This window comes from Pseudomonas imperatae (assembly GCF_057128625.1).
This window is the reverse complement of the sequence record NZ_JBSKHP010000024.1, coordinates 1-12,593: the sequence shown is the minus strand read 5'-3', so window position 1 is coordinate 12,593 and position 12,593 is coordinate 1. Positions and strand designations below refer to the sequence as shown.

The window sequence follows — 12,593 nt, the reverse complement described above, 5'->3', positions numbered from 1 at the left end:
GGCCGACCTGCTCGCCCCTGCCCTGCCCCTTTCGACGAACCGAGAAGCCCCATGCCGATCCGTCACTGCATTGTCCACCTGATCGAAAAGAAACCCGACGGCACCCCTGCCGTGCTCCACGCCCGCGACTCGGAACTGGCCGAATCCCAGGCCATCGAGAACCTGCTGGCCGACCTCAACGACAGCTACAACGCCAAGCAAGGCAAGGCGTGGGGCTTCTTCCACGCCGAGTCCGGCGCCCACCCGTTCAGCGGCTGGCTGAAGCAGTACATGGAAGCCGAGCAGGACTTCACCGCGTTCAGCCGCACGGCGGTGGAACACCTGCAGAAGCTGATGGAAGAGTCCAACCTGTCCACCGGCGGCCACGTGCTGTTCGCCCATTACCAGCAAGGCATGACCGACTACCTGGCCATCGCCCTGCTGCACCACAGCGAAGGCGTGGCGGTGAACGCCGAGCTGGACGTGACCCCCTCGCGCCACCTGGACCTGGGCCAGTTGCACCTGGCGGCGCGCATCAACATTTCCGAGTGGCAGAACAACAAGAACTCCAAGCAGTACATCTCGTTCATCAAGGGCAAGAACGGCAAGAAGGTCTCGGAGTACTTCCGCGACTTCATCGGCTGCCAGGAAGGCGTCGACGGCCCGGGCGAGACCCGCACCCTGCTCAAGGCCTTCAGCGACTTCGTGGAAAGCGAGGACCTGCCCGAGGAAGCCGCCCGCGAGAAGACCCAGGCGCTGGTGGACTACGCCACCACCCAGACCAAGCACGGCGAGCCCGTGGCCCTGGAAGAGCTCTCCGGGCTGATCGACGAAGACCGCCCGCGCGCCTTCTACGACCACATCCGCAACAAGGACTACGGCCTGTCGCCGGAGATCCCGGCGGACAAACGCACCCTCAACCAGTTCCGCCGCTTCACCGGCCGCGCCGAGGGCCTGTCCATCAGCTTCGAGGCGCACCTGCTGGGCTCCAAGATCGAATACGACGAAGAAGCCGGCACCCTGATCATCAAGGGCCTGCCCACCCAACTCACCGACCAGCTCAAGCGTCGCAAGGACTGAGCGGGTGCTGAACAAGACCCTCAAGCGCGTGCTGCCCATCCTGCTGGTGGTGGTGATCTTCCAGCAGTGGGGCAAGATCGAGGCCTTCTTCAACCCCACCTCGCAGCTCTCGGCGCAGGCGCGCGCCAACGCCCAGGTCACCCTGTACGCCACCGACTGGTGTGGCTACTGCAAGGACTTCAGGCGCTTGCTGGACCGCCAGGGCGTGGCTTACAAGGAGTTCGACATCGACAAGGACGTGGAAGCACGCAAGCGCTATGAGGCGCTGGGCGGGCGGGGCATACCGATGCTGGACGTGAATGGCACGCTACTGCGCCAATACGACGAAGCACAAATCCTGCAAGCCCTCCAGCACCCGTAGCAGCTGCCGCAGGCTGCGTCAGGGGCCCACGTGGTTGCCCATGACGCGGCCTGTGGCCGCTGCTACAGGTTGTGCGCCAGCTTGAAGCCCAGCCGCGGGAAGTGCACGTGCACCACGCCCGCCCTGGGGTCTTCGCGGCGCACTATCAGCTCCTCGGCACCGGCGTACAGCAACTCGCCCACCACCGGGTCGACGCCATAGTCGATGGCCGCAACGCTCACCTGGTCGCCCACCTTGAAACCGTTCGGGTCGCTAAAGCCGTCTTCCGGCAACAGCGCCGGCGCAGTGGAGCGCGCAATTTCCAGGGCCTCTTCGGCACTCAGCTCACTGTAGGCGCCATGCCCGAAGCCCAGCACCCGGCCCAGCCAGGCATGCACGGCCGGGTATTCATCCACCAGCGGCGAAGTCACCGGGGTGCCCTTGAGGAACCACAGCGGGTGGGCCACGGCGAAGTCGGCAATCGACGGCTCGCCAAACAGGTAGTCGCGCTCCTCGCGCTGCAGTTGCTGCTCCAGGCGCGCCATGAACACCGGCCACTGGTGCTTGGCCTGCTCCAGCGGCAGCCTGCTGGCAGTGCCGCCGCTGAACAGCTGGGCACGGTCGGCGACGAACGCCTTGATCGCTTCCGGCGGCAGGCGGGCGAAGCGTACCGCTACCGACTCGGGCTGGAACACCAGGCTGACGGCGTGCTGGAACAGCACCGAATCGGCCCAGGCGGCAAAGGTGGCCACGGTGAATTCCTGGCCTTCGGGGAAGAACGCTGGCAGGGCTTTTTCCTGGTCCAGGCGACGGGCGATCAACGCCGTGTCGCAGTAGATATCGGCGCCTACCTGCAGCACCGGGGTCTTGCGGTAGCCACCGGTCAGCGCCACCAGGTCAGGCTTGGGCATCACCGGCGAAATCAGCACCGAGCGCCATGACAGGCCCTTGAAGCCCAGCATCAGGCGAGTCTTTTCGGCGAACGGGGATGTTGGGTAGTGATGCAGGATCAGCTCGGTCATCGTCGGCTCCGCCACGAGGGGTAAACCCCAAGCTTACCCGTGTGGGCGGGGATGGCCTACCTGATCAGGCTGATAGGGGGTCATCACTTCCAGTGATCAGGCAGCGTGCGCATGCTCAAGCGTTTCCCAGCCCAGGCACGCTAAAGCCAATGTCCTCGGAACAGGCTCGCGTCCACTGCTATACCGGCTGATGCTACGCGAACTCACGCCTAAAGCTTCTGCGGCCTGTTCCAGCGTCATTCGGTGCCGTAGCCGCCAGCGAATGAACAGACGGGTATTTTCATCTGGCGCCGCTTGGGCAAGGGCATCAAGAAACAGCGTATCGGCGCCTATTTGAATATCGAGCTCGGGCCACTCCACTGTCCAGCCAGCGTCGCCCAGGACTGCACCGCTGAACGCCTCGGCATCGGACAGGGGCTTGAGGCCTGGATAACACTTGAGGCTATCACGCATATCCAGCTTGAACTGCTGCCCATTGGTAAAGGTCAGTGCCAGGGCTGCACCGGAAAGTGCCTGCACAGCCCGCAGGCGGGGGCGTTTCATCGATGCCATGCGTTCGACTCCTTTGCCCTTCCCTGCCGATAATGCACTCGCGAAGCATGAACGTATCGCCATTTTGGCGATACGCAAACAGCGAAACCGTCGCCGAATATTACGACCTAGTCCGCGTCAGCCCGTCAGCGCCTCATCACTCACATCAATCGCCACATACGACGCCACCAACCGCTCCTTCGCGCTCTTGCGCAGCCGCTTGATCAGCCGCTCCTGGCGCAGGGCCTCGCCCTTGTCGGGCCAGCACTCCACGTACACCAGCGCGGTGGCGGGGCTGGAGGCGAAGAAGCGCGCGCCCTTGCCGCTCTGGTGCTGGGCGAAGCGGCGCTGGGGGTTGTCGCTGATGCCGCAGTACAGCGCGCCATTGGCAGCGCGCACCAGGTAGACGTACCAGGGTTTGCAGATTGTCTGCACTTCAGTCATCGGTTCTTGCGCTCAACGGCCGGCCTGAAACGCCCGCAAGCCCTTCAACGCCTGCTGCCGGACCTTGCCCTTGAGCAGGGGCGACCAGCCCAGCAGCAGGCCCGGGGTGCCCAGGGCCTGGCGCGACCAGCGCCAGAAGTCGAAGTGGTCGTGGTGCTCGCAGATCTTGCCGTCGCGGAACACGAAGCGGGCGTGGATGTGGTTGACCACGGTGCGGCCGGTCTGGCTGAACAGGTAGGTGGCCACCCAGCGCGCGGCGCCGGTGCTGTCGCCGGCGTGCACGTGGTCGAAGGTCAGGGAGAAGTCCTTGGCGCGTGCGGCCAGCATGCGCCACATGTCGCCGGCGTCCTTGCCGCGCAGCGTGCCGAAGGCCGGGTCGCTGAATACCACGTCATCGGTGTAGCAGGCCGCCATGGCCTCGGCGTCCAGGCGCTGGAAGGCCAGGTAGAAACGGGTGATCTGGGCTGCGTTGGCTTCGCTCATGGGCGGCACTCTCCTTGGTAGAGTGCCATCCTAGCAGGTCAGATCTTCTCGCTGGTGACCTGCACGTGCAACGAACGCCCGGCGCCCATGCCGGCGATGATCGCCAGGCTGCCGATCACGGCGAAGATCCAGCCCACGGCGCTCCAGCCGCCGGTCCAGTCGTGCACCAGGCCTACCGCCAGCGGGCCCATGGACGCCAGGGTGTAGCCTACGCCCTGGGCCATGCTCGACAGGTTGGCGGCCACGTGGGAGTCACTGGCGCGCAGCACGATCAGGGTCAGCGCCACGGCGAACATGGCGCCCTGCCCCAGCCCCAGCACCACGGCCCAGGCCCACAGGCCGCCCAGCGGCGCATACAGGCAGCCGAACAGCCCGGCCAGGGTCAGGCCCATCACCGTGACGATGGCGATGCGCTGGTCCTTGCCACGGGTGGCCAGCCAGGGCGCGATCAGCGAGCTGCCGAGCTGGATGATGATCGAGAACGACATCACCAGCCCCGCTTCGGCGGCGCCCAGGCCGCGGCCCATGAGCATCGACGGCAACCAGCCGAAGACGATGTAGGCCAGTGACGATTGCAGCCCCATGAACAGCGTCACCTGCCAGGCCAGGCGGTCACGAAACAGGCCGCGCACGCGGTAGGCGGCATGGTGCGCGCCGTGCTTCTGGCGTGCCTGGGGCAGCCAGAACACCGCGGCCGCCAGCGCCGGCAGCACCCAGAAGCCCAGGCCCACGGTCCAGCGGTTGTCGAACACCTCGGCCAGCGGCACGCTGCTACCGGCCGCCAGGGCAGCGCCCAGGCACAGGGCCATGGTGTAGACGCCGGTCATGGTGCCGGCGTTCTTCGGGAAGTCGCGCTTGACGATGCCCGGCAGCAGCACGCCGATGATGCCGATGCTGGCCCCCGACAACACGCTGCCGGCGAACAGCCCGACCACCGCGAACTGGCTGCGCAGGGCGATGCCCGCCGCCAGCAGCAACAGCACGCCCAGCACCACCCGCTCGGCGCCGAAGCGCCGCGAGAGAATCGGCGCCAAGGGCGCGAACAGCCCCAGGCACAGCACCGGCAGCGTAGTCAGCAAGCCGGCGGTGGCGGCGCTCAGGCCCAGGCTGTCGGACACCTGGTCCAGCAGCGGCGCCATGCTCGACAGCGCCGGGCGCAGGTTCAGGGCCACCAGCACCAGGCCCAGCAGCAGGAGCCAGGGTTTGGGCAGGGTGGCGGGTTGGTCGGCGGAGGCGCTGAGCGTCTCGGTGGTTTGGCTGGGCATTAGGCAGGTTCCTGGAATTGCAGAGGTCCCGCTTTGGATATCTATAGGTAATCGCGGGCAAGACAGAAGGGTAAAGTTTGAGGAAAGGCGTAGCAAGGTAAATTGCTAGCCATCTGTTGAGCGGTCACCCAGGATGTCGAAAAAAAGGCTGGCAACGCCACCCCCACAGGCCATGGCACGTTGCAACAAATGTAGATGCTGCCGCCAGGCTGCGTCGCGCCGCGCGGGCGGCGCTCGATCTCAAGGGCCCCGGAACAACATCGGCTTGCACCCAAAGCGCCATGACGCGTTTTCGAGCCCCATAAAAAAACCCGGCACCAGTGCCGGGTTTTCATCACATGAACAGCATCAATGCAGAATCTGGCTCAAGAACAACTTCGTCCGCTCGTTCTGCGGGTTGTCGAAGAAGTCGTTCGGCGCCGCCTGCTCGACGATCTCGCCCTTGTCCATGAAGATCACCCGGTTGGCCACGGTGCGGGCGAAGCCCATCTCGTGGGTCACGCAGAGCATGGTCATGCCGTCTTCCGCCAGGCCGATCATGGTGTCCAGTACCTCTTTCACCATTTCCGGGTCGAGCGCCGAGGTCGGTTCGTCGAACAGCATGATCTTGGGCTTCATGCACAGGGCGCGGGCGATGGCCACTCGCTGCTGCTGGCCGCCCGAGAGCTGGCCGGGGAATTTGTTGGCCTGCTCCGGGATGCGCACGCGCTCCAGGTAATGCATGGCAATTTCCTCAGCCTTGCGCTTGGGCATCTTGCGCACCCACATGGGCGCCAGCGTGCAGTTCTGCAGGATGGTCAGGTGCGGGAACAGATTGAAGTGCTGGAACACCATGCCCACTTCGCGGCGGATGGCTTCGATCTGCTTGAGGTCGTTGGTCAGCTCCACGCCGTCCACCACGATGCGGCCCTGCTGGTGTTCTTCCAGGCGGTTGAGGCAGCGGATGGTGGTGGACTTGCCCGAGCCCGACGGCCCGCACAGCACGATGCGCTCGCCCTGCTTGACGTTCAGGTTGATGTCTTTCAGTACGTGGAACTGGCCGTACCACTTGTTCACGCCCTGCATCTGGATAATGCCATCGGCGCCCACAGGCTGTTTGATTGCTTCGCTCATGATGACACTCCTAACGCTTGTGGCCAGTGTCCAGCTTGCGCTCCAAATGCACGGAGTAGCGGGACATACTGAAACAGAAAATCCAGAAAACGGCGGCGGCAAACACATAGCCTTCGGTGGCCATGCCCAGCCATTTGGGGTCGGCACCGGCTTGCTTGACGCTGTTGAGCAGGTCGAACAGGCCGATGATGATCACAAGGCTGGTGTCCTTGAACAACGCGATCAAGGTGTTGACGATGCCGGGAATCACCAGCTTGAGCGCCTGCGGCAGAATCACCAGGCCCATGCTGCGCCAGTAGCCCAGGCCCATGGCGGAAGCCGCCTCATACTGGCCCTTGGGAATGGCCTGCAGGCCCCCGCGCACCACTTCGGCCACGTAGGCGGACTGGAACATGATCACGCCGATCAGCGCGCGCAGCAGCTTGTCGAAGCTCATGCCTTCGGGCAGGAACAGCGGCAGCATCACCGACGACATGAACAGCACGGTGATCAGCGGCACGCCGCGCCAGAACTCGATGAAGGTCACGCACACCACCTTCACCGCCGGCATCTTCGAGCGCCGGCCCAGGGCCAGCAAAATGCCCAGCGGCAACGCGCCGGCAATACCCACGGTGGCGATCACCAGGGTCAGCATCAAGCCGCCCCATTGGCTGGTGGCCACGTTCTCCAGGCCCAGGTAGCCACCGTGCAGCAGGGTGTAGGCCACGATCGGGAAGATCACCAGGAAGCTCAGGCCGTACACCGCCTTGCGTGGCACGCGCGGGATGAACAGCGGCGCTGCCCCCAGCACGGCCAGCCACACGGTGAGGTCGACGCGCCAGCGCAGTTCCTGCGGGTAGTAGCCGTACATGAACTGGCCGAAGCGCTGCTCGATGAACACCCAGCAGGCGCCGGCCTTGGTGCAGTCCTCGCGGGTGGTGCCGGTCCAGTTGGCGTCCAGGAACGCCCAGCTCAGCAGCGGCGGTATCACCAGCCACACCAGGTACAGGGCCAGCAGGGTCAGCAGCGTGTTGAACCAGCTGGAAAACAGGTTGGCGCGCATCCATGCGACAGGGCCGACCGCCAGGTTGGGCGGTGGCATGTTGGGTTTGAATACATGCGACGTCATGGCCGTTTCCTCACCGCTCGATCAGCGCAATGCGCTTGTTGTACCAGTTCATCAGCAGGGAAATGCTGATGCTGATCGCCAGGTACACGCTCATGGTAATGGCGATGACTTCGATCGCCTGCCCGGTCTGGTTGAGCACCGTGCCGGCAAACAGCGAAACCATTTCCGGGTAGCCGATACCGGCCGCCAGCGAGGAGTTCTTCGCCAGGTTCAGGTATTGGCTGGTCAGCGGCGGAATGATCACCCGCAGCGCCTGGGGAATGATCACCTTGCGCAACGTGGGCCCGGGGCGCAGGCCCAGGGAACGCGCGGCCTCGGTCTGGCCGTGGCTGACCGACTTGATGCCCGAGCGCACGATCTCGGCGATGAACGCCGCGGTGTACACCGTTAGCGCCAGGGTCAGCGCCAGCAGTTCAGGGATCATCACCCAGCCGCCGACGAAGTTGAAACCGCGCAGCTCGGGCATTTCCCAGTGCAGCGGCGCGCCGAACACCAGCGCGCTGAGCGCCGGGATCACCACCAGCAGGGCCAGGCCGACCCAGAACTTGTGGAACGGCTCGCCGGTGTCCTCGAAGCGCTTGTTGGCCCACTTGACCATCACGACGATGGCAACGATGGCCACCACCACGGCGATCAGGAACGGGTACAGGCCATCGGCCTTGAGGGCCGCCGGCATGTTCAGGCCACGGTTGCTCAGGTAGAAGGTGTTCCACAGGTTATGGCTGCCGCGGGGGCCAGGCATGGTCAGGAACACAGCGAAATACCAGAACAGGATCTGCAGCAGTGGCGGGATGTTGCGGAAGGTCTCGACGTAGACGGTGGCGAGCTTGTTGACCATCCAGTTGGACGACAGGCGTGCCACGCCGATGACGAAGCCCAGCAGGGTCGCCAGGATCACGCCGATGAAGGTCACCAGCAGCGTGTTGAGCAGCCCGATCACGAAGACGCGCGAGTAGGTGTCCGACTCGGTGTACGGGATCAGGTGCTGGGCAATGCCGAAGCCGGCACTGCGTTCAAGGAAGTCGAAGCCCGAAGTGATGCCGCGGTGTTGCAGGTTGGTCTGGGTGTTGTGGAACAGGTACCAGCCCAGCGAGACCACCGCCACGATGGTGATGATCTGAAACAGCCACGCACGCACACGTGGATCGGTCAGGGAGAACCCTTTGGGTGCGCCGATTTGATTTTGCATGAAGTGCCCCGGAAGAAAGGGAATGTAACAGCGCCTGGCGGCATACGGGCCGCCAGGCGCGGGGCTTGCTTAACGTACTGGTGGGGCGTACTGGATGCCGCCGTTGTTCCACAGCGCGTTCAGGCCGCGGTCGATGGCCAGCGGGGTGCTCTTGCCCAGGTTTTTCTCGAACACTTCGCCGTAGTTACCCACTTGCGAGACGATCTTCACTACCCAATCCTTTGGCAGCTTGAGGTCCTTGCCGTACTCGCCGTCGCCGCCCAGCAGGCGTGCCACGTCAGGGTTCTTGGTGGACTTGGCTTCTTCCACGACGTTCTTGGAAGTGATGCCAGCTTCTTCGGCGTTGAGCATGGCGAACAGGGTCCACTTGACGATGCTGAACCACTCTTCGTCGCCTTTACGCACCACCGGGCCCAGGGGCTCCTTGGAGATGGTTTCCGGCAGGACCACGTAATCGCCCGGCGAGGCCAGCTTGGAGCGCTGTGCGTAGAGCTGCGACTTGTCGGAGGTCAGCACGTCGCAACGGCCGCTTTCCAGGGACTTGGCGCTTTCGTCGGAGGTGTCGAAGGTGATCGGGGTGTACTTCAGGCCGTTGGCGCGGAAGTAGTCCGAGACGTTCAGTTCGGTGGTGGTACCGGCCTGGATGCAGATGGTTGCACCGTCCAGTTCCTTGGCCGACTTCACGCCCAGCTTCTTGTTGGCCAGGAAGCCAACGCCGTCGTAGTAGGTGACACCGGTGAACATCAGGCCCATGCCGGCGTCACGGGAGCTGGTCCAAGTGGTGTTGCGCGACAGCACGTCGATTTCACCGGACTGCAGGGCGGTGAAGCGCTCCTTGGCGTTCAGCTGGCTGAACTTGACCTTGGTGGCGTCGCCGAACACGGCAGCGGCCACGGCGCGGCAGACGTCGGCGTCGATGCCCTGGATCTTGCCGGTGGAGTCCGGAACGGAGAAGCCAGGCAGGCCATCACTGACGCCGCACTGAATGAAACCTTTCTTCTGAATCGCGTCCAGAGTGGCGCCTGCCTGGGCAAAGCCGCTTACCCCCAGAACGGTGGCGGCGGTCAGGACAGCCAGGGTGGATTTCAGCATTTTCATTCAAACCTCCAAATTGCTCTTGTTGTGTCGAGCTGTGTTCTGCCGCACCCTTTTGAGGCGATTTCGACCCGTTGCTGGCTTGTTTTTGGGTCAAGCGGTACAGAACTCATTTTTTGATTGTGTAAGTGCAGTTCACCTTCGGGATTCCTGCAAACTCACGGCTCCTTGATCGGTCGAACAGATGAGGCGTTATGGTTCGCCCCTGTCGTTTCGCATGACCCGTGGAAGGGCTGCAATCCGCTTGAATACCATCCCGCTTTCGCCATGGGGCGTACAGCCTGATAGTGTTACCGGATACATCTTTCCTTCCACTTGGCGGATACATAGCAAAGCGCGTACCACGTTACAGAGCGCAAGCGTTTCAGCGCCCGTCAATAGGAAAACGTGTAGCCTTGCGACATCTTTTTCCGGTATCGCCCCGATACGCCCTTTTGCAATGCACTTTATGAGAGCGTTCGCCCAATTTTGGAGCAGTCATGAGCAACCCGATGATCCTCGAACCTACCCAGCCAGCCGACGCCTGTGTGATCTGGTTGCACGGCCTGGGCGCCGACCGCTACGACTTCCTGCCGGTGGCCGAGGCCCTGCAGGCCAGCCTGCCCAGCGCCCGCTTCATCCTGCCCCAGGCGCCCACCCGGCCGGTGACCATCAACGGCGGCTATGAAATGCCGAGCTGGTACGACATCAAGGCCATGACCCCGGCGCGGGCCATCGACGAGGCGCAACTGGACGAGTCGGCCGACATGGTCAAGGGCTTGATCGAAGCGCAAGTGGCCGCCGGTGTGCCAGAACAGCGCATTTTCATCGCCGGTTTCTCCCAGGGTGGCGCCGTGGTGCTGCACACCGCCTTCCTGCGCTACCCGGGCACCCTGGGCGGGGTGCTGGCGCTGTCCACCTACGCGCCTACCTTCAATGAACAGGTGCAACTGAGCGCCACCCAGCGCGCCACGCCGGTGCTGTGCCTGCACGGTGACCAGGATGACGTGGTGTTCAACGCCATGGGCCGCAGCGCCCACGACCACCTCAAGCAGTGGGGCGTGGCGGTGGAGTGGCTGGAATACCCGATGGGCCATGAAGTGGTGATTGAAGAGATTCGCGACATCGCCGCGTGGCTCGCAAAGAAACTCGCCTGAAATAACATCCCGTAGCCGCTGCCGCCAGGCTGCGCTGGCCCGCGTGAACCCTGAAGATCTACAGCGTGGCACAGGGCCAGCGCAGCCTGCGGCAGCGGCTACGGCGAGGTTGCAGCCCTGTGTATCGGCAGCTGCTACTACGCGCCCGATTCTTGCATTACACTGCCCCGCGTACATTCCTTAATCAAATATAATGAGAAGACCGTGCTCAAAGCACTCAAGAACCTGTTCGGAAAAAGCGAGGCTGAGCCGCTCGCAGCCGAAATGACTGCTCCTGTAGCACCGAGCCCAGCTCGGGAAGCGGCCATCCCCACGCCCGTGGAAACCTTCAAGGAAACCGAGACCCTGTCAGCCCCAACGCCCGCCCCCGCCCCTGTTACCAACGCCGAAGCCGAAGCCGAACTGGTCAAGCCCTCCCCCCGCGAACGCAAGCCCAAGCCGGCCGCCGCGCTGTGGAAACTGGAAGACTTCAAGGTCGACCCCCAGGAAGGCAAGACCCGCTTCCACGACTTCAAGCTCTCCGCTGAGCTGATGCACGCCATCCACGACCTGGGTTTCCCCTACTGCACGCCCATCCAGGCGCAGGTGCTGGGCTACACCTTGAAGGGCAAGGATGCGATCGGCCGCGCCCAGACCGGCACCGGCAAGACCGCGGCGTTCCTGATTTCGATCATCACCCAGCTGCAGCAGACCCCGCCGCCCAAGGAACGCTACATGGGCGAGCCACGGGCGCTGATCATCGCCCCCACCCGCGAGCTGGTGGTGCAGATCGCCAAGGACGCGGCCAACCTGACCAAGTACACCGGCCTGAACGTGATGACGTTCGTCGGCGGCATGGACTTCGACAAGCAGCTCAAGCAGCTGGAAGCCCGTTACTGCGACATCCTGGTGGCCACCCCCGGCCGCCTGCTTGACTTCAACCAGCGCGGCGAAGTGCACCTGGACATGGTCGAGGTGATGGTGCTGGACGAAGCCGACCGCATGCTCGACATGGGCTTCATTCCCCAAGTGCGCCAGATCATTCGCCAGACCCCGCCGAAAAGCGAGCGTCAGACCCTGCTGTTCTCCGCCACCTTCACCGAAGACGTGATGAACCTGGCCAAGCAGTGGACCACCGACCCCGCCATCGTCGAGATCGAGCCGGAGAACGTCGCCAGCGAAACCGTGGAACAGCACGTCTACGCCGTGGCCGGCAGCGACAAGTACAAGCTGCTGTACAACCTGGTGAACGACAACGGCTGGGAGCGGGTGATGGTGTTCGCCAACCGCAAGGACGAAGTGCGGCGCATCGAGGAAAAACTGGTGCGTGACGGCGTCAACGCCGCGCAGCTGTCAGGCGACGTGCCCCAGCACAAGCGCATCAAGACCCTGGAAGGCTTCCGCGAAGGCAAGATTCGCGTGCTGGTGGCCACCGACGTGGCCGGGCGTGGGATTCACATCGATGGCATCAGCCACGTGATCAACTTCACCCTGCCCGAAGACCCGGACGACTACGTGCACCGTATCGGCCGTACGGGCCGTGCGGGCATGAGCGGCGTGTCGATCAGCTTCGCCGGCGAGGACGACTCCTATCAGCTGCCGTCGATCGAGGCGCTGCTGGGGCGCAAGATCAGCTGCGAGATGCCGCCGACCGAGCTGCTGCGCCCCGTGCCGCGCAAGCATTCCTGATACACCGCGGCGACGCCATCGCGACTAAAGTCGGCTCCTACGCTGTCCGTGGTAGGAGCCGACTGATGTGGCCTAATTATCCCGGACACGCCCAAAGGAGCGGTAATCTACCGCTCAACCAAGAGGTGTTCGATGTCCCG

The 12,593-nt window shown here is 63.8% G+C and carries 13 protein-coding genes; 4 read left to right on the top strand and 9 right to left on the bottom strand.

What is annotated here, in order from left to right; translation table 11 throughout:
* Window positions 1-51: 51 nt before the first annotated feature.
* Together yejK and ACWKWX_RS24915 are read left to right on the top strand one after the other, a co-directional pair.
* Window positions 52-1,059 carry a nucleoid-associated protein YejK gene (gene yejK, locus ACWKWX_RS24920; protein WP_483829206.1) on the top strand — a complete coding sequence of 336 codons (1,008 nt, stop codon included), beginning with the start codon at window positions 52-54 and terminating at the stop codon, window positions 1,057-1,059.
* A gap of 4 nt (window positions 1,060-1,063) precedes the next feature.
* A complete protein-coding gene (locus tag ACWKWX_RS24915) occupies window positions 1,064-1,420 on the top strand; it encodes a glutaredoxin family protein (RefSeq protein ID WP_483829205.1) in 357 nt (118 codons plus the stop codon).
* A gap of 62 nt (window positions 1,421-1,482) precedes the next feature.
* Here the strand turns inward: ACWKWX_RS24915 and ACWKWX_RS24910 are convergent, their stop codons facing one another.
* The 9 genes from ACWKWX_RS24910 to ACWKWX_RS24870 all read right to left on the bottom strand — a co-directional run bounded on the left by ACWKWX_RS24910 (window position 1,483) and on the right by ACWKWX_RS24870 (window position 9,652).
* Entirely contained in the window at window positions 1,483-2,421 is a 939-nt protein-coding gene (locus ACWKWX_RS24910) for a glutathione S-transferase family protein (RefSeq protein ID WP_483829204.1), read from the bottom strand.
* A gap of 96 nt (window positions 2,422-2,517) precedes the next feature.
* Complete coding sequence (locus ACWKWX_RS24905; protein ID WP_416422631.1) at window positions 2,518-2,973, bottom strand: DUF2442 domain-containing protein; 456 nt, start codon at window positions 2,971-2,973, stop codon at window positions 2,518-2,520.
* A 117-nt stretch (window positions 2,974-3,090) separates the two neighbouring features.
* Window positions 3,091-3,396 carry a GIY-YIG nuclease family protein gene (locus ACWKWX_RS24900; protein WP_416422630.1) on the bottom strand — a complete coding sequence of 102 codons (306 nt, stop codon included), beginning with the start codon at window positions 3,394-3,396 and terminating at the stop codon, window positions 3,091-3,093.
* A gap of 12 nt (window positions 3,397-3,408) precedes the next feature.
* Complete coding sequence (locus ACWKWX_RS24895) at window positions 3,409-3,879, bottom strand: nuclear transport factor 2 family protein (RefSeq protein ID WP_473005463.1); 471 nt, start codon at window positions 3,877-3,879, stop codon at window positions 3,409-3,411.
* Window positions 3,880-3,917: 38 nt separating this feature from the next.
* Window positions 3,918-5,144, bottom strand: a complete 1,227-nt coding sequence (locus ACWKWX_RS24890; protein ID WP_483829203.1) for a CynX/NimT family MFS transporter — start codon at window positions 5,142-5,144, stop codon at window positions 3,918-3,920.
* Window positions 5,145-5,492: 348 nt separating this feature from the next.
* The gene (locus tag ACWKWX_RS24885; RefSeq protein WP_158157103.1) at window positions 5,493-6,257 is read right to left on the bottom strand and encodes an amino acid ABC transporter ATP-binding protein; all 765 of its coding nucleotides are present in this window, start codon (window positions 6,255-6,257) and stop codon (window positions 5,493-5,495) included.
* A 10-nt stretch (window positions 6,258-6,267) separates the two neighbouring features.
* Window positions 6,268-7,365: an amino acid ABC transporter permease gene (locus ACWKWX_RS24880; RefSeq protein ID WP_416422627.1), complete on the bottom strand. Its 1,098-nt coding sequence runs from the start codon at window positions 7,363-7,365 to the stop codon at window positions 6,268-6,270.
* 10 nt (window positions 7,366-7,375) lie between these two features.
* On the bottom strand, window positions 7,376-8,554 hold the full coding sequence (locus ACWKWX_RS24875; protein ID WP_416422626.1) for an amino acid ABC transporter permease: 1,179 nt from the start codon (window positions 8,552-8,554) through the stop codon (window positions 7,376-7,378).
* 69 nt (window positions 8,555-8,623) lie between these two features.
* Window positions 8,624-9,652, bottom strand: coding sequence for an amino acid ABC transporter substrate-binding protein (locus ACWKWX_RS24870; RefSeq protein WP_416422625.1), 1,029 nt, complete (start codon window positions 9,650-9,652; stop codon window positions 8,624-8,626).
* A gap of 476 nt (window positions 9,653-10,128) precedes the next feature.
* On the opposite strand from ACWKWX_RS24870, the gene ACWKWX_RS24865 reads away from it, so the two are divergent.
* Both ACWKWX_RS24865 and rhlB read left to right on the top strand, forming a co-directional pair.
* Entirely contained in the window at window positions 10,129-10,785 is a 657-nt protein-coding gene (locus ACWKWX_RS24865) for an alpha/beta hydrolase (protein WP_476295026.1), read from the top strand.
* Between the two features lie 204 nt (window positions 10,786-10,989).
* Window positions 10,990-12,453: an ATP-dependent RNA helicase RhlB gene (gene rhlB / locus ACWKWX_RS24860; protein ID WP_483829202.1), complete on the top strand. Its 1,464-nt coding sequence runs from the start codon at window positions 10,990-10,992 to the stop codon at window positions 12,451-12,453.
* Window positions 12,454-12,593 lie beyond the last annotated feature (140 nt).